Source organism: uncultured Lacinutrix sp. (assembly GCF_947500325.1).
In the GTDB taxonomy this organism is placed as follows: Bacteria; Bacteroidota; Bacteroidia; order Flavobacteriales; family Flavobacteriaceae; genus Lacinutrix.
The window spans coordinates 173,404-190,944 of the sequence record NZ_CANMRQ010000001.1 but is presented as its reverse complement, the minus strand read 5'-3'; the positions used below and the strand labels follow the sequence as shown (position 1 = coordinate 190,944).

Annotated in this window: 14 protein-coding genes; 8 read left to right on the top strand and 6 right to left on the bottom strand. The window is 31.0% G+C overall.

The window, feature by feature from the left end; all coding sequences use genetic code 11:
• Positions 1–34: 34 nt before the first annotated feature.
• Both Q0997_RS00930 and Q0997_RS00925 read left to right on the top strand, forming a co-directional pair.
• The gene (locus Q0997_RS00930; protein WP_299883518.1) at positions 35–514 is read left to right on the top strand and encodes a DUF1761 domain-containing protein; all 480 of its coding nucleotides are present in this window, start codon (positions 35–37) and stop codon (positions 512–514) included.
• A gap of 54 nt (positions 515–568) precedes the next feature.
• Positions 569–1,735 (top strand): GNAT family N-acetyltransferase, encoded by a 1,167-nt coding sequence (locus Q0997_RS00925; protein ID WP_299883516.1) that lies wholly within the window; start codon positions 569–571, stop codon positions 1,733–1,735.
• Here the strand turns inward: Q0997_RS00925 and Q0997_RS00920 are convergent.
• Together Q0997_RS00920 and Q0997_RS00915 are read right to left on the bottom strand one after the other, a co-directional pair.
• Positions 1,725–2,453, bottom strand: a complete 729-nt coding sequence (locus tag Q0997_RS00920; RefSeq protein WP_299883514.1) for a hypothetical protein — start codon at positions 2,451–2,453, stop codon at positions 1,725–1,727. The genes Q0997_RS00925 and Q0997_RS00920 overlap by 11 nt on opposite strands.
• 2 nt (positions 2,454–2,455) lie before the next feature.
• Positions 2,456–3,382, bottom strand: a complete 927-nt coding sequence (locus Q0997_RS00915) for an SPFH domain-containing protein (protein ID WP_299883512.1) — start codon at positions 3,380–3,382, stop codon at positions 2,456–2,458.
• Positions 3,383–3,458: 76 nt separating this feature from the next.
• Here Q0997_RS00915 and Q0997_RS00910 point away from each other — a divergent pair, with 76 nt between their 5' ends.
• Together Q0997_RS00910 and Q0997_RS00905 are read left to right on the top strand one after the other, a co-directional pair.
• Positions 3,459–4,139 (top strand): hypothetical protein, encoded by a 681-nt coding sequence (locus tag Q0997_RS00910; protein WP_299883510.1) that lies wholly within the window; start codon positions 3,459–3,461, stop codon positions 4,137–4,139.
• 109 nt (positions 4,140–4,248) lie between these two features.
• The gene (locus tag Q0997_RS00905; protein ID WP_299883508.1) at positions 4,249–6,090 is read left to right on the top strand and encodes a T9SS type A sorting domain-containing protein; all 1,842 of its coding nucleotides are present in this window, start codon (positions 4,249–4,251) and stop codon (positions 6,088–6,090) included.
• A gap of 73 nt (positions 6,091–6,163) precedes the next feature.
• Here Q0997_RS00905 and gltX read toward each other — a convergent pair whose 3' ends face one another.
• From gltX to Q0997_RS00885, 4 genes are all read right to left on the bottom strand, one after another.
• On the bottom strand, positions 6,164–7,672 hold the full coding sequence (gltX, locus tag Q0997_RS00900) for a glutamate--tRNA ligase (protein WP_299883506.1): 1,509 nt from the start codon (positions 7,670–7,672) through the stop codon (positions 6,164–6,166).
• 186 nt (positions 7,673–7,858) lie between these two features.
• Positions 7,859–9,697, bottom strand: coding sequence for a M1 family metallopeptidase (locus Q0997_RS00895; RefSeq protein ID WP_299883504.1), 1,839 nt, complete (start codon positions 9,695–9,697; stop codon positions 7,859–7,861).
• 61 nt (positions 9,698–9,758) lie between these two features.
• Positions 9,759–11,372, bottom strand: coding sequence for a S8 family peptidase (locus Q0997_RS00890; RefSeq protein WP_299883501.1), 1,614 nt, complete (start codon positions 11,370–11,372; stop codon positions 9,759–9,761).
• 18 nt (positions 11,373–11,390) lie between these two features.
• Positions 11,391–12,254 (bottom strand): MBL fold metallo-hydrolase, encoded by an 864-nt coding sequence (locus Q0997_RS00885; protein WP_299883499.1) that lies wholly within the window; start codon positions 12,252–12,254, stop codon positions 11,391–11,393.
• Between the two features lie 241 nt (positions 12,255–12,495).
• Between Q0997_RS00885 and Q0997_RS00880 the strand changes: the two genes are divergently transcribed.
• From Q0997_RS00880 to Q0997_RS00865, 4 genes are all read left to right on the top strand, one after another.
• The gene (locus tag Q0997_RS00880) at positions 12,496–12,741 is read left to right on the top strand and encodes a hypothetical protein (RefSeq protein ID WP_299883497.1); all 246 of its coding nucleotides are present in this window, start codon (positions 12,496–12,498) and stop codon (positions 12,739–12,741) included.
• A gap of 124 nt (positions 12,742–12,865) precedes the next feature.
• Positions 12,866–13,081 carry a hypothetical protein gene (locus tag Q0997_RS00875; RefSeq protein WP_299883495.1) on the top strand — a complete coding sequence of 72 codons (216 nt, stop codon included), beginning with the start codon at positions 12,866–12,868 and terminating at the stop codon, positions 13,079–13,081.
• 90 nt (positions 13,082–13,171) lie between these two features.
• Positions 13,172–15,016, top strand: a complete 1,845-nt coding sequence (locus Q0997_RS00870) for a sodium:proton antiporter (protein WP_299883493.1) — start codon at positions 13,172–13,174, stop codon at positions 15,014–15,016.
• 143 nt (positions 15,017–15,159) lie between these two features.
• The gene (locus Q0997_RS00865; protein WP_299883491.1) at positions 15,160–17,523 is read left to right on the top strand and encodes a TonB-dependent receptor; all 2,364 of its coding nucleotides are present in this window, start codon (positions 15,160–15,162) and stop codon (positions 17,521–17,523) included.
• The last annotated feature ends 18 nt before the right edge of the window (positions 17,524–17,541 follow it).

Here is a 17,541-nt window from a genome sequence, read left to right as displayed (position 1 = left end):
CATTTAAATCAACTAACAATCAAATATTTTAAATATGGAAGGATTTAATTTTATGGCAATTCTAGTTGCTGCAATTGTACCTATCGTACTAGGTTTTTTATGGTATAACCCTAAACTTTTTGGAACTGCATGGATGCGAGAAGCAGAAATGACAGAAGAGAAAATGAAAGGCGGCAATATGGCTGTTATTTTTGGTGTTTCTCTTATACTTTCAATCTTACTAGCCTTTTTTACTATGTTTTTAGTTGTTCATGAAACAGGTGTTTATGGCATGACCGAAGGACAATTAGATGGCGAAACTGCACAAGCTTTTTTAGCAGAATGGGGCGGAAAATATAGAACATTTGGACATGGAGCGATACATGGTGCAATGGCAGGAGTTTTTATGGTATTGCCTATAATTGCAATAAACGCTATGTTTGAGCGCAAAAACTGGAAATATATATTAATAAATGCTGGCTACTGGATAGTTTGTATAGCAATTATGGGAAGTATTATTGCAGGTTGGAAATAATATGTAAGAATTAAAAAATATGAAGACTGATAGCTTGACTATCGGTCTTTTTTTATGGATAAATTAGAATTTAAAATATATAATACGTCAAATGCTATTCCTTCTCAATGGAATGCATTGCCAAATAACGACTTATTTCTAAAAACAGAATTTCTTAAAGCTTTAGAATGCTCTTGCCCAAAAAACATAACACCTTATTACATAGGTGTTTTTAAAACGAAAAAACTTGTAGGGATATCTATTGTACAACGAGTACAAATGTATTTAGATGATGCTTTTAGAAATAATAAAGATAGTTTTATTACTAGGAAAGTAAAACAAATTGTATCTAAAATTGTTAGAGGTAATGCTCTTGTTGTTGGCAATTTAATGCATACAGGACAACATGGTTTGTTTTTTTTAGAAGAAGAACTGTCTTATAGCTCATTTTTAGATGTAATAGATGATGCTATTATTGATCTTAAAAAAGAGATAAAAGAACAATACAAAAAGAAAATAAGAATAATAGCCTTTAAAGATTATTTTGAAGATGATGCTATTCATAATAATCAAGACTTTTTTAAAAAACATAATCTATATAAAGTACAGGTACAACCTAATATGATATTTCATATACATGAGCAATGGCATACTATTGAAGATTATAAAAAAGCCTTTACAAAAAAATACAGGCAGCGTTTTAACTCAGCAAAAAATAAATCCAAAGCCATAGTAAAAAGGGAATTAGATTTGGAAACTATTCGTTTAAACGAAACAAAATTGTATACTTTATATAAAAATGTATCAGACAATGCTAGAGTAAATTCATTTATTTTAAATGAAAAACATTTCAGTTATTTAAAAGAACATTTACAAGATAATTTAAAGCTATTTGGTTATTTTTTAAATAATGAATTGATAGGTTTTTACACATTAATACTTAATAATAATATGCTCGAAACATATTTTCTGGGCTATGATAAAGTGTTACAGCAAAAACATAAAATCTATTTGAATATGTTGTTCGATATGGCGCAATTTGGTATTGACAATAAGTATAAAACAATTGTTTATGCGCGTACTGCAATGGAAATTAAAAGCTCTATAGGAGCAAAGCCTAAGACAATGCATATCTATATGAAGCACACCAATAACTTTATTGCAAATACAGTTTTAAAATTTATTGTAAAGTACTTAAACCCAACAAGAGAATGGGTTGAGCGCCACCCGTTTAAGGAGTAATTATAATATCGTCAATCCATAGTGTTCTTTGTCCACCACCAGTTTGGTAATCGGCCCAACCAAAACTTAACGTATCAAATATTGGAAAAACCCATAGGTTATTCAAATCATTTTCTACGCAACCTTCTCCTTGATTTGTAACAGCTAGCTTATCAATTTTTTTACCATTAATAGCACATTGCATTTCATTAGTATTGGTATCAAAAAGAAAATTTATAGTAAACCATTCTCCTTCTGGAATTTTAACGTCACTATGTTGCCAACAATCACTTTTTACGCCCTTAGTATCATAATTAGCCATTAATTGTTTTTGGTGCTGCCCTCCGTATCTTACTTCGGCACTATAGTCTTCCCCTTTTACTTTTCCAGAAGCCTGTATCATTGTCCAATGAATACCATCTGGAGAAGCATTTTCAATATACATTTTTAAACTACCTCGGAAACGGTTTTCAGCTAAAGGAAACAAAGACTTTAAATTAATAAAAGCATGGTTTTTATAACCTTCACCACTTACAAATTTAATTGATTGTTTTCCAGAAAAAGCCTTAGTAGTATCTATAGAAATTATGCCATTTCCAGATGTTTTCCAGTCTTTTTTTAGGTCTTTAGATTCAAAATCATCATGAAAGAGTTCTTTAGAATCTAAATTACATGAAAAAGCAAAAAGGCTTATTGCAATGCATAAGCCTTTTAATATATTAGAATTATAAAGTTTCAAAACTACTCCTCTTTCTTTTTTCTTGAGTTTTTCATTGCTTCACCAATTTGGTTACTTGCTGTAAAGCTAGCTACCATATCATTAAGCATTTGACTACCAGCTTGAGGAGAATTCGGTAATAAAATCAAGTTACTATTAGTTTCTTGACCTATAGATTGTAAAGTATCATAATGTTGAGTAACTACTATAAGAGCAGAAGCTTCTTGAGAATTAATACCAACTTTGTTTAATACTTCTACAGATTCTTCAAGACCACGTGCTATTTCACGACGTTGATCTGCAATACCTTGACCTTGTAAACGTTTACTTTCTGCCTCTGCTTTAGCTTTTTCTACAATTAAAATTCTTGCAGCATCTCCTTCAAATTGAGCAGCAATTTTCTCACGTTCAGAAGCATTAATTCTATTCATTGCTTCTTTTACTTGTGAATCAGGATCAATATCTGTTACTAAGGTTTTTATAATATCGTAACCATATTCCATCATAGCATCATTAAGTTCAGATTTTACTGCAATCGCAATATCATCTTTCTTTAAAAATACATCATCTAGAATCATTTTTGGTACTTCAGCACGTACAACGTCAAATACATACGATGTAATTTGATCATGAGGATAATCTAGCTTATAAAAAGCATCATATACTTTGTCTTTAATTACTTTGTATTGTACAGATATTTTTAAACGTACAAATACATCATCTTTAGTTTTTGTTTCAACAATAACATCTAACTGTTGAATTTTTAAACTTAAACGACCAGCAATACGATCTACTAATGGAATTTTAAGATGTAAGCCAGATTGTCGAATACTATGAAATTTACCAAACCGTTCAATAATAGCAGCAGTTTGTTGCTTAACAATAAAGAAAGCAGAAATTAAAATAATGAGTCCGAAAAAGATAATTGGAATAAAAACAAATTGTCCCATAACAGTTTTTTTAAATGGTTAAAAATTAATGATTACTAAATTAAGTTATATTTGCTTTTAAAGCCCTTAATTTATTATGAAATATATTCAATACACACTATTAGTAGCTATAACTATAGGTTTTGTTACATTTTCTTATTCACAAAGTAATCATTATGATATAAAAAATGGTATTAGTATTGCTGGAGGTTTAACACAATATGATATTGTTACAGATAATTTTAATACCAAAAAAGGTAATGGATGGGCTGGAGGCTTAACAGCTTCTGTTATTTTACCTCATAAATGGTATGGAATAAGTTATGGTATGCAATTAGCAGAGAATAATTTTAGTGTAGAAGGGCGTAAGCCAGAGGCTTTAGGAACAATAGAAGATATAAACTACAAATTATTAACAGCTCAATTAGCTTTTTTATTACACGTTAAGGTTGTTAAAAGCTATTTAACTTTAGATGTGGGCCCAATGCTTCAATACAATGCAGATTTACAGTTAAAAGATAAAGCACAGGAAAATTATTTAATTAATAATTTTGAAACAGTAACGGCAGATGATATAAGACCTATTTCTAGGTTTAATGTAAATGGAGCAATAGGAGCTACAGCAGGTTTTAGTAGCTTTAAACTAAAAGCACAATACATTTACGGGTTTTTAAATACTTTAAATAAATTAAACGACCAACCATTTAATAGTACAGACCAAACAACTTTTAAAGGAAACCAATCCATGTTAGTTTTTACTGCAATGATCACTTTTTAAAGTATTCTTGTTTTTTTTATTAAAAAAAAATGATTTTAATTAAAAATAGGGTAATGATCTATTAAACTGTTATTTTATAACAAACCCAATTTTAATTAAAATATAGATTATGAAACAAAAATTACTTTTAGCGGTTATCCTTTGTTTTAGCTTTTCTCAAGCTATTATAGCGCAAAGCGATAAAGAAGCTGTTGCTTTATCTTGGTTAAACCAAAATAAACGAACATTAGAAATAGCAGACAATCATAGTTTTGAGATGCTATTTAGCAGATCTGGATTATCTGGAGACACTTTTCGTTACTATCAAATGTTAAATGGAGTTCAGGTTTACGATGCAGAGGTTACTATTCATGTATCTAACAATAATAAGGTAACATATCACCAAAGTTCTTATGATAAAACGGTGGCTAATATTAATACGATACCTAATATTACAGAACAAGAAGCTTTAGAAATAGCTATTACTAATTTAGAAGCACCTTCATCTGAAGTTACTGTAAAGTCTAATAAGTTGTATGTTTATAACAAAAGAGAAGCAACAGAACTTGTAAGACGTCTTACATTAACAGCGTATAACAAAACAGGTTTATGGGAAGTTATTGTAGATGCACAATCTGGAGCTGTATTAAGCTCTAAAGATGTTGCGTTATATTATAATGATCATAAAAAGAAAGGAAAAAAGAATAATAAAACAACTGAAGAATCTAAAAACAATAGCTCTTCTTTTATGATGGCTAATGGAACTGGTTTTGTTTATGAAACAGATCCATTAACAGCAACAACAAGTGCTTATGGTGGGCAGTATGTAGATGGAAACGATGCAACTAATGCTGCTCTAGATGCAGCTAGAACTTCTGTTACTTTATTAGATATTGAACTTAATGGAGGTACATATAGATTAAGAGGACCTTACACAGAAATAGCAGAGATTGAAGGACCAAACAAAGGCATTTTTACTCAAAGTTCAAGTGTATTTAATTTTAATAGACAACAAGATGGTTTTGAAGCTGTTAATGTTTATTACCATTTAGATAAAAGTATCCGTTATATAAATGAAACACTTGGAATTACTTTAGTGTCTCTTAATAATGGAGGTGTTGTTCGTTTTGATGCACATGGAGCAAATGGTGCAGATCAATCGTATTATTCTGGAGACTTAGTTTTTGGAGAAGGTTGTGTAGATGATGGAGAAGATGCAGATGTAATTTTACACGAATTAGGACATGGATTACACGATTGGGTTACCAATGGAGGACTATCTCAAGTTAATGGATTAAGTGAAGGTTCTGGAGATTATTGGGCAAATTCTTATAAAAGAAGTTTAGGCCAATGGGCAGATACAGATGCAGCAAGAAACTTTGTTTTTGGATGGGATGGACATAATGCATGTTGGCCAGGAAGATCTACTGCCTATGGAGCTCAATATCCAGGAGGATTAGTTGGTCAAATACATACTGATGGACAAATGTGGGCAACAACTTTAATGGAGATATGGGGAGATATTGGTAGAGAGAAAACAGATAAAGCTTTTTTAGAAGGTTTAGGTATGACAAATAGCAGTACAAATCAACAAAATGCTGCTATAGCAGTAAGACAAGCAGCTATAGACATGGGTACAGCTGGAGGTTATACTTGTGACGATATACAAGCAATGACTGATAGATTTACTGCTCAAGGTTATAATATGCCAGCATATACTTGTGTATTAAGTGTAGATGAATTTGATACAACATCGATTTCTATATTTCCTAACCCAACAAAAGGAAGTATCACATTTAAAAACATTACAACAGAATATGATGTTGAAGTTTATAATATGTTAGGTCAAAAAGTAAAAGACCAAACGATAAGTTCTTCTTCAAATACAATGGATGTTTCTAAATTATCTATTGGAACTTACTTTATTAAGTTTAATAACTATGATAATGTATTAAAGTTTATAAAAGAATAAACTTTAGATTGATTATATAAAAAAAGCGAGCTCTTTAAAGAGCTCGCTTTTTTGTTTTAATTAAGTATTAAATCTATAATACAGAAATTACTTTTTCAAGACGTTTAATAGTTTCGTTTTTACCAATCATATACATAATATCAAAAACGTCGGGTCCTTGTAAAGCGCCAACTAATGCTAGACGCAATGGCATCATTACTTTTCCAAAACCAATATCGTTACCAGTTATCCAACCTTTAATTTCTTTTTGAAGCGTTTCCACATCAAAATCACTAATATTAGAAACGATAGAAATTAATTTCGTCATTAAGTCTTTAGTCTCGTCTTTAAATGCTTTTTTAGATGCTTTTTCATCATAGTTCTCTGGAGCAATAAAGAAGAACTTAGTTAAACCCCAAAAGTCGCTTACAAATGTTGCTCTTTCTTTTACTAGACCAACACACATAGCTATATAATTAACATCTATATCGTTTAACTCTGAATGGTTATCTTGAAAAGTAGTTGCTAAATCATCATTATTTTGTTCTTGCATGTAATGGTGATTAAACCACTTTATTTTGTCTGGATCGAAACGCGCACCAGCTTTATTTACACGATCTAAATCGAAAGCACTAATTAATTCGTCTAAGTTAAATAGTTCTTGTTCTGTACCTGGGTTCCATCCTAAAAAAGATAAGAAATTAACAACAGCATCTGCAAAATAACCCTCTTCTTTATACCCTTTAGAAATATCCCCATCAGGAGACGTATACTCTAATGGAAATACAGGAAATCCTAATTTATCCCCATCACGTTTACTTAATTTTCCTTTTCCAGTAGGTTTTAAAATTAATGGTAAATGTGCAAATTCTGGAGCATCCCATCCAAAAGCTGTATATAATTGCATATGTAAAGCTAACGATGGTAACCATTCTTCTCCTCTAATAACATGAGAGATTTCCATTAAATGATCATCAACAATATTTGCTAAATGATATGTTGGCATTCCATCACTTTTAAATAACACTTTATCGTCTAAAATATTAGTATCTATTTTAATAGCTCCACGAATTAAATCTTTTAGATGTAGTGTTTCGTCTTGAGGTGATTTAAAACGAATAACATAATCGTCTCCATTATCTAATTTAGCTTGTGTTTCTTCTTTAGAAAGCGATAAAGAATTATTTAGATTTAAACGGTTATGCCAATTATAGATAAAAGTTTCTTTGTTTGCTTCATGTTGTTTTCTTTCAGCATCTAGTGCTTCAGCAGTATCGAAAGCATAATAGGCGTTTCCACTAGCAATTAATTCATCTGCATATTGTTTATACAAATGTTTACGTTCACTTTGTCTATAGGGTCCAAATTTTTCATTTTTCCCTGGTCCTTCATCAAAAGGAATATTACACCAGTTTAGAGATTCAACGATATAGTCTTCTGCACCTTCAACATAACGATTTTGATCTGTATCTTCTATTCTTAGAATAAAAGTTCCATTGTGCTTTTTAGCAAATAAATAATTAAAAAGAGCGGTACGAACACCACCAATATGTAAAGGTCCAGTAGGACTTGGTGCAAAACGCACGCGAACAGGTTTAGACATTGTTTTAATTAAAATTAACGCTTAAACATTTTTGTTTAAGCACTTTAATAAATTGTCATCCTGAACTTGTTTCAGGATCTAGACTGCAAAGATAGAATAGAGTATAGTAACGCCCAAAAGAAAATAGAGAATAGAAAAAAACCTCATCATTTGATGAGGTTTTTTATTCTAAAAAAAGAAAGTGTTCTATTTCTTATTATTTGATTTATCTATGTCTGCCATTAACCCTTTAGGATCTATTTCAATTGTTTTTATAGCCTTTTTAGCTTCAAACGTATACGTTGGATGTGCCCAAGCCCAATCCGGTTTAACAGTCGCAGACGTTGGTTTTTCTCCACGCATCATTTGTAAAGGGATATAAACAGTTTCTGTTGAATTATCTGTGTATGTAACTATAGCATCTATAGGCATTGGCATCATGCCTATACGCTCTAAAGTAGCTTTATTTCCATCTATACTTTTTACAGCATAATCAATAGTATTTGTAGTCATTGTCCAGTCTGTTAAATACCAATCTAGTTCTAAACCAGAGACTTTTTCTGCAACTCGAATAAAATCATTTGGAGTTGGATGTTTAAACGCCCAATCATTAAAGTATTGTTTTAACGTTTTATTTAAATTATCCTGTCCAATAACGTATCCTAATTGTGCTAAAAACACTTCTCCTTTATTGTATGCGCCAATACCATATGCCATATTAGTTTCAAAACGATCTGCGTGCGTTGTTTGCGGTTTTTCTTTACCAGATGTCGCTAAATAATTATAACCACTATATGCTCTTTCAGCTGGGTTTTCGGCATTCTTTTTTGTAATATAATCCATAGCATAATCACTAATATAGCTAGTAAAACCTTCATCCATCCATTCGTGTTTTCCTTCGTTGGTTGCTAATAAAAATTGAAACCATGTATGTGCTAATTCATGTGCTGTAACGCCCATTAAACTTCCAAATTTACGTTTACCTGTAATTAAAGTACACATCGCATATTCCATACCACCATCTCCACCTTGTATTACAGAGTATTGATTGTAAGGGTATTTACCAATGTTTTTACTAAAATATTGCATCATTTCAACGGTTTTTGGTTGTAAATCTTTCCAGTATTTAAGATTTTCTTCAGGTAAGTCTTTTTTATAATAAAAATGAAGCATTGGACCATTAGGAACTTGAAGTGTATCATGAATATAATGTGGGTCTGCAGCCCAAGTAAAATCATGAACATTAGGCGCTTTGTAGTGTAATGTCTTTTTATTACCATTTACCACTGGATTACCTTGTAAATATCCAGTACCACCAACAACATAATCTTTATCTATAGTTAATTTTAGATCAAAATTTCCCCATACACCATGAAACTCTCTTCCTATATATGGGTAAGCATGCCAGCCTTCAAAATCGTATTCTACTAATTTAGGATACCATTGCGTCATTGATAGAGCAACGCCTTCAGCATTATTTCTACCAGAACGACGAATTTGTACAGGCACTTGAGCATCGAAAACCATATCGAAAGTTACACTTTCCCCTGGTTGAATAGGTTTATTTAAAACAACCTCTAAAATAGTTCCTGCAGTTTCATGTTTTACAGATTTCCCATTTTGTTTAAGTGATGTTACATTAATATAGCCTATTTCGTTTGGCTTTAATTTACTAATTCGACTTTCTTTTTTATTGCCAATAGTTTTTACCATTCTAGGATCTGGATCTGCAATGGTTTTTAAGCGAGCATCCATCTCACTACCTGGTTGAAAAGCATTAAAATATAAATGGTAAAATACTTTATCTAAAACATCTGGAGAGTTGTTGGTGTATACCAAATTTTGTTTTCCTTGATATTGATAATTGTTTACATTCATGTCGATTTCCATTTTGTAATCTACATGTTGTTGCCAATATGTCGATTTAGCAGATGTAGCCGTAACAGTAGTTGGAGAATCTGTTGAGGTCGTTGAAATACTTTTAGTAGAACCACAAGACATTAAGAATAATGATGTAGTTAAGCCGAGTAAGAAAATCCTTTTCATATTTTAGATTTAAATAAAAAAGCCTCAGTAATTTTACTGAGGCTTTTTAAAATTGTTATAGTTATTTAGATAATTGAGCAGCCATAACCAAAGCATTATAGGCATTAACCATTTTTGCAGATTTGCTTAAATCTCCAAAAGGTCTTATATCACTTCCATCGCCACCAACAGCAACTTTAGTAGTAACAGCTAAACCAGAATCCATTATTATTTGTTTTACTTGAGATGCTTTTAATTTAGGATATTGAGACCAAACTAAAGCAGCAACTCCAGCAACTGCAGGAGCAGCCATAGATGTACCACCTTTAGTATCATATTCGTTCTCTGGAGTAGTAGAATATACTTTGGCACCAGGAGCAAAAACGTCTACATTTTTCTTTCCATAATTTGAAAAACCAGCAACCATATTTGTGCCGTATTTTGGAGCTAATGCACCAACTCTAATATAAGTGTTTCCTACTTCTACATAGTTTACATTATCGTCTGGGAAATTAGGTTCTGTATCAACATCTTTACTATCGTTTCCTGCAGCATGTACAAAAATTACATTATTATCGCTTGCATATTTAATAGCATCTCTTACCCAATCAGAGTGAGGAGAGAAGCTTTTACCAAAACTTCCATTAATTATTTTAGCACCATTATCTACAGCATAACGAATAGCTTTAGCAACATCTTTATCATATTCATCACCATTTGGAACAGCACGTATACTCATAATTTCTACATTATTAGCAACACCATTTGCTCCTTTTCCATTATTACGTTCTGCTGCAATAATTCCAGCAACGTGAGTACCATGACTTTCAGATTTTTTTACAGGCATTACGTTTCCGTTTCCATAACCTGGTTTATCATCATAGTTATCAGGGTTGTCTCCTGTTGTTCTTCCTTTAAAATCTTTGTTTAAGTTATAGTTTACTTGACTTGTAAAATATTCTACACCACCTTTAACTTGCTTTTCTGCTTCAGCAAAAGAGGTTACTCCATTACCATATAAACGCTTTGCCATTTCAATAGCTCCTTTTAATTCTTCGCTAGGGTTTTCTATTGCATTTACTTCAGCAGGAGTAAAATCGGCTTTTTTAAAGTGTGCAGTTAATACTTTGTTAGCATTTATTACTTGTTGATAAATTTGATCATATTGTTGTTTTCCTGCGGTAGCTCGTCCATAATCTGCATCGTATTTAGCTTTAGCTTCTGCAAATCTTGGAGCGCTAGTGTCTCCACTCGCTACTAAGCGAATATATTCTAATTGCTCATCGTATGCATCACCAAGGAAATTCCATCCATGTATATCATCTACATAACCGTTATTATCGTCATCTTTTCCGTTACCAGCAATTTCTTTTTTATTAGTCCAAAGCACTCCGTCTAAATCTTCATGTTTGATATCAATCCCTGAATCAATAACAGCTACAATAACTTTTTTCCCTTTTTTTTCTTTTATAATTTCGGCATATGCTTTATCGACACTCATTCCAGGAATGGTATCTTTTACTAAATCTAAATGTCCCCAATTATGAGCTTCAGCTTCAGTTAAATCAGCTTCTTTTATTGGAGTCATATCAATGTTTTCAATTGGAGTAGAAATAATTGGAGCTCCACCACCGCAGCTTGATAAAACTGCTGCAGAGAACATTGAAAACAAAAGTGTTTTATTCATTAATTTCATTGTGTAAATGTTTAGTTATTATAAATTAAATATGTCTTTACAGGTATAGGTTTCTTTTAAACGTACACCTTTTTCGGTATGTTGCACAGTAATAAGCTCGTTATGTGCATCATGTTCCAAAAATAAGTAATAATTATTATCTGCTGCTAAATTCAAGAATTTTTCTTTTTCATCTAAAGTCAGTAATGGCCTAGTATCATAACCCATAACAAATGGAATTGGTAAATGACCAGCAGTAGGCAATAAATCTGCCATAAAACAAATGGTTTTTCCTTTATAATTTATCATAGGTATCATTTGTTTCTCTGTATGACCATTTGCAAAAAAAATATCAAAGCCTAGAGCAGCGTTTTTTAAAATATCATTTTGAGGCAGTTTAGTAAATTTTAAATGACCACTATCTTCCATTGGAAGAATGTTCTCTTTTAAAAAGGATGCAACCTCTCGGCGATTAGGTTCTGTAGCCCATTGCCAATGTTTTTTGTTACTCCAAAAATGTGCATTTTTAAAGGCAGGTTCTAAAAGCGTTTTGTCTTTATTGTATTGTATGCTTCCTCCGCAGTGATCAAAATGTAAATGGGTCATAAAAACATCTGTAATATCGTCTCTATGAAAACCATATTTAGCTAACGATTTATCAATAGTATCATCTCCCCAAAGATGATAGTATCCATAAAACTTATCACTTTGTTTATTTCCCATTCCCGTATCTATTAAAATAAGGCGATTTCCATCTTCAATTAATAAACAGCGCGCAGCAATATCAATCATATTGTTATTATCTGCAGGGTTTGTTCTTGTCCAAAGAGATTTAGGAACTACGCCAAACATGGCGCCTCCATCGAGTTTAAAATTACCAGCGTTTATAGGATATAAATTCATATGTTGCAAAATATGAAAATCGTTTAAATAAGTAATTAGTGTTATGAATATATTATGATTGAAAACCCTTTTTCTATTATTGAAATAGCCTATTATTGCAAAAATTATAAAAGTATCAATTGTACTGAAAACGTATTTTGCATATATACTCTTTTTAAGTTTTGCTCTTAGACCTGTTTATAATATAGGATATGTAGCCTATTTTGAGCTTAATATCGACTATATTATTGAAACATATTGTGTGAATAAAGAAAAACCAGAACTTAAATGTAATGGTAAATGTCATTTAGCAAGCCAATTGTCTTTAGATAATACTGAAGATGAAACACCATCATATTTAGCTTCTTTTTTTGAAGCTTTTTTTCCTGTTTACTTTAAAGATTATAAATTAAACCATTCGACTGTTATAATTAAAAACAGTTGGTTTTATTCTTCTCAATATACATCTCTTTATATAGAGTGTTTAGATCCACCACCACAAGTTTAGTTTTTATACTGTTCATTATTTAAAATCATTATACTAAGCGATGCTTTTCTTTTAATTATTTATTAGGAAAACGATTCGTGTATATTACCATGCTCTATATATTATTTGTTGTATAGCGGGATTAGTGTCTTATTTAAAACGTAAACGTAAACGAAAAGGAAATTGGGGAACGCCAAAAGTACCTGCGTCTTTTAAAGTTGGCTATGGTATTGTAATAATTATAATCATTCTAGGGATTGTATTTCCAATGTTTGGAATAAGTGTCATAATAGTAACTCTAGTAGAATTTTTATTATATAAAAAAGACCGTAAAGCTTATTTTAAGAAGCAATATTTTTAAAAATAATAATCGAAGTGTTGTTCTAATGTTAATGAAGAAGAGATTAAGGTTTATTATCTTTGGCTCAATTTTTCAAAGTAAGTAATAGATATGTTAGCATTAGGAGGTATTATTATTTTAGGCATTTTAGCCCAATGGGTGGCATGGAAATTTAAAATTCCAGCTATTTTGCCATTAATTTTAATAGGATTACTTGTAGGTCCAATTGCTGCAGAATTTTTGAGTGAAGATGGTACTAAATGGATAGAGCCTATTTGGAATGGAAAAGAAGGATTGTTTCCTGGAGAAAGCCTATTCTATTTTGTGTCTTTAGCCATTAGTATTATTTTATTTGAAGGCGGATTAACATTAAAAATGAGTGAGATAAAAAATGTAGGACCAGTAATAACAAAACTTATCTCGTTAGGTTCTTTAGTTACTTTTTTTGGAGCTGCAGTTGCAGCCTATTATATTTTTAACTTAAGTTGGGAGATTTCCTTTTTGTTTTCAGGGCTAATAATTGTTACAGGACCAACTGTTATTACTCCAATTTTAAGAAATATTCCATTAAAAAAAGATATATCAGCAGTACTAAAGTGGGAAGGTATTTTAATAGATCCTATAGGAGCATTAGTTGCTGTATTAGTTTTTGAGTTTATTAGTGTTGGTGGTGGTGGAGCATTTACAAAAACGGCGCTTATTGAGTTTGGAAAAATTGTATTATTTGGTTCTACCTTTGGGTTTACTTTTGCACATGCATTAAATTTAATTATTAATAAAAAATGGGTACCTCATTATTTATTAAATGTTTTTGCTTTAGCAGCAGTACTAGGCGTTTTTATTTTATCAGACAGTTTTGCTCACGAATCAGGTCTTTTAGCTGTAGTAGTTATGGGCATGGTTTTAGGAAATACGAATTCACCTTACTTAAAAGAATTACTTTATTTTAAAGAATCTTTAAGTGTATTGCTTATTTCTATACTCTTTATTTTATTAGCAGCTAACATAAATATGGCAGATTTATATCTTATTTACACATGGAAAACAGCCGCTCTATTTGCTGCTGTTATATTTATAATAAGACCCTTAGGTGTTTTTTTAAGTACAAATGGTTCTACATTAAAACTAAAAGAAAAACTATTTATTAGCTGGGTTGGTCCACGAGGTATAGTAGCTGCTGGTATAGCTTCTTTATTTGGTTTAAAGCTCTCTAAAATTGGAGTTGTTGGCGCAGAATATATTACACCTTTAGTCTTTATGATTGTATTAGGAACAGTATTGCTTAATGCAACTACGGCTAGGTTTTTTGCAAAGTTGGTAGGTGTGTTTTTAACAAAATCAGATGGTATTTTAATTATCGGCGCTTCAAAAGTATCAAGATTAATTGGGCATTATTTAGAGTCTAACGGAAGGCATGTTGTTTTAATAGATAGTAATCAAACAAATATTAATAAGGCAGAAGAAATTGGCTTAGAGGCGATTAACACCAATATATATTCAGACACTTTACTAGACAATATAGAATTAAACGATGTTGGCTATTTAATGGCATTAACAGGTAATAATGATATTAATAAGTACGCTATTAATAAATTTAGTAAACAATTTGGAGAAAATGGTTCTTTTAGATTGGTTTCTATTGACGAAATGAAAGATGAAAATAATAACCCTAAAGAAGGCTTGTTTTCTCATACAGATGATTTTAATACCTTAGCAAGAGTGACTGAAAAATTCCCTACTATTCATGAAATAGAGCTAAAGGACAAGACACATTACGAAAGCTTAATTGAAATTTTTAATAATGATGTAGACATTATTCCTTTGTTTTTAAAAGATACTGAAAATGAAATTACTATAATTTCTTCCCATAATAAAGATATAGAAACTGTAGAAGAAAAATGGAGTTTAGTATACCTTGGTAAACCTTTTAAAACTAGTTTAATAGAAAAAGTCTAATTATTCATCTCTCTTTTTTAGTCTAAATACTTAAAAACTAAAACAACCATTTCGACCTTTTTTTAACCCGATTCGTCAGATTCTGTTTCTGTTAAAAGGATTGTGATTATACATTTATATCATCAATCTTAAACGAATCAATTATGAAATCAAATTTACTTAATCTGTTATGTTTCTTTTTTGTGATAACATCTAGTTTAGCTCAAAATGTAAAAGGAACCATTATAGATGAAGATAATCTACCACAACCGTTTGCGAACATTATCCTCTATCAAGAAGGAGATAGTAACCCTTTAACTGGAACTATAAGTAATGATAGTGGTAATTATGAGTTTAAAGACTTAGAGCAAGGCAAATATATTGTAGAAGCCTCTTTACTGGGTTTTAAAACAGAAAAAACAGCCATTTTTGAGCTAAAAGAAGAAACAAAAACATTTAATTTCACTTTAAAGGAAGAAGCTCAATCATTAGGAGAAGTAGTGATTAAAAGTAAACGTCCAGTAATAAGGCAAACTGCAGAAAAACTAATAGTAGATCTAGAGAAATCTGAAATGATTAATACCAATTTACAAGATGTCATGAAACGTGTTCCTGGCATTATTGTAACTAATAATGGTATTAGTTATGCTGGGCAAAATAATGTTAGAATTCTAATTAATGGAAAAACAACAGACTATATGGACATGGATACTCTACTTAGAGATATGCCTGCAGATAATATTGCTAGAGTGGAATTAGTAGAACAACCAGGAGCTGAGTATGATGCTGAAGGTTCAGGGCCAATAATTGATATTATTCTAAAAAAGAATGTGCAATTAGGAACACATGGAAATATAGTTGGTTGGGTAGGTGAAGACGAAGGTTTTGAATATGGTACAAGTGCCTCAATTGCGAGTTATAAAAACAAATTAAATTGGCAAGCAAGTGCTGGTTATTCTAGTCCTACATGGAGAGAAGATTTATTTATTAATAGAACAGTTGGTAATGAAACGTATAATCAAGCTACTATTTCTCCATATAACCCTAAGCGAATTAACTTAAGTGGAAGTGTCGATTATTATATAACAAATGAACACTCTATAGGTATTGGAGTTCGAAGAAACATCACTAGCTCAGATAGGGTTTCTAGAAGTTCTACTAATATTTCAGATAATACAGGAACTAATACGTTGTTATCTCAAAACAGTTTTGATAGAGATCAAAACGTTTTTAATATAAATCCATATTACGAATTTAAAAACGACGCTCATAAGTTTGTGGCAGATTTTAATTATGTAGATTATACTAACGATAATTTTAATACCCTTTCTGAGCTACCAGGAGGTACAATTCCCTTTACCAGTCAACGCTACATTCAAGATGGTAAATATGAAATAAAAACATATAAAGCAGATTATTCTAGATTCTTTTCTGAAGATGTTAAGCTTAGTGTTGGGAGTAAGTATTCAATGGTAGAAACAGATAGCGATTTACAAACTTTTGAACAAAGTATTTTAGGAGGTTTTGATTTTATAGATAATCAAAGTAATCGTTTTTTAGTCGATGAAAATATTTTTGCTGTCTATTCTAAATTAAATTACACTAAAGCTAATTGGTCTTTTTCTGGCGGATTACGTTATGAAAATAGTGATACTAAAGGAACATCTACAAGTACTAATGAAACTAGAGAACGTAATATATCTAAGGTGTTCCCTAGTGTATCTATAAGCCGAAAAATTAATGATAACTTAGGAGCGAGTGTATCATATAGTTACCGCATTCGTCGCCCTAATTACAATTCATTAAATTCATTTGTAACATTTTATGATCCGTTTTCTTCAGAGCAAGGAAATCCTAATTTGAGGCCTTCATTTACAAACAATTATCAATTTAATCTAACATACGACGGTCAGCCTTTTTTTACTGTAGGTTATAGTCAAACTAAAGATGATTTATTTGAGTTAATAACTCAAGATGATACAACGGCTCAAATACAGCGATCTGTTATTAATTTAAATGAACGTCAAAATTGGAACTTTAGATTATTTGGACCATTAAGTTTTATAAAAGGAGTGGAAGGTTATACAGGGTTTATAGTGAATTATAATCAATTCCAATCTAAAGGATTAACACCAGAGTTAGACCTAAATAAATGGAGCTTATTTTGGTTTACTCAAGCAAGCTATAAATTACCGTTTGGAATAAATGCAGAACTTAATGGGCATTATGGAACAGGAGCATTAGAAGGGCAAATAGATGTTGGTTGGTTAGCTGGATTAGATTTCTCGTTTGGAAAAAAATTCTTTGACGAAAAATTAAAAGTAAACTTAGGTTTTAATAAGATGCTAAATAGAGGTTTTGTTGGAACTGTAAACTATGATAATATTGTTGCAGATATTGAAAGTAATCAATCAAGACAGAATATTCAACTGCGCTTAACCTATAGTTTTGGCTCTAAGTTTAGTAAAAAGAAAGGGAGAAGTAATGCTTCTCGAGAAGAAGAGAATAGAATAGATGATAATAATTAATACATTAGTGATATAAAA

Excerpts from the sequence above, each read along its gene's own strand:
- Q0997_RS00930 (WP_299883518.1), top strand. The coding sequence starts at position 35 with ATGGAAGGATTTAATTTTATGGCAATTCTAGTTGCTGCAATTGTACCT.
- Q0997_RS00925 (WP_299883516.1), top strand. The coding sequence starts at position 569 with ATGGATAAATTAGAATTTAAAATATATAATACGTCAAATGCTATTCCT.
- Q0997_RS00915 (WP_299883512.1), bottom strand. The coding sequence starts at position 3,382 with ATGGGACAATTTGTTTTTATTCCAATTATCTTTTTCGGACTCATTATT.
- Q0997_RS00910 (WP_299883510.1), top strand. The coding sequence starts at position 3,459 with ATGAAATATATTCAATACACACTATTAGTAGCTATAACTATAGGTTTT.
- Q0997_RS00905 (WP_299883508.1), top strand. The coding sequence starts at position 4,249 with ATGAAACAAAAATTACTTTTAGCGGTTATCCTTTGTTTTAGCTTTTCT.
- gltX (WP_299883506.1), bottom strand. The coding sequence starts at position 7,672 with ATGTCTAAACCTGTTCGCGTGCGTTTTGCACCAAGTCCTACTGGACCT.
- Q0997_RS00895 (WP_299883504.1), bottom strand. The coding sequence starts at position 9,697 with ATGAAAAGGATTTTCTTACTCGGCTTAACTACATCATTATTCTTAATG.
- Q0997_RS00890 (WP_299883501.1), bottom strand. The coding sequence starts at position 11,372 with ATGAAATTAATGAATAAAACACTTTTGTTTTCAATGTTCTCTGCAGCA.
- Q0997_RS00885 (WP_299883499.1), bottom strand. The coding sequence starts at position 12,254 with ATGAATTTATATCCTATAAACGCTGGTAATTTTAAACTCGATGGAGGC.
- Q0997_RS00870 (WP_299883493.1), top strand. The coding sequence starts at position 13,172 with ATGTTAGCATTAGGAGGTATTATTATTTTAGGCATTTTAGCCCAATGG.
- Q0997_RS00865 (WP_299883491.1), top strand. The coding sequence starts at position 15,160 with ATGAAATCAAATTTACTTAATCTGTTATGTTTCTTTTTTGTGATAACA.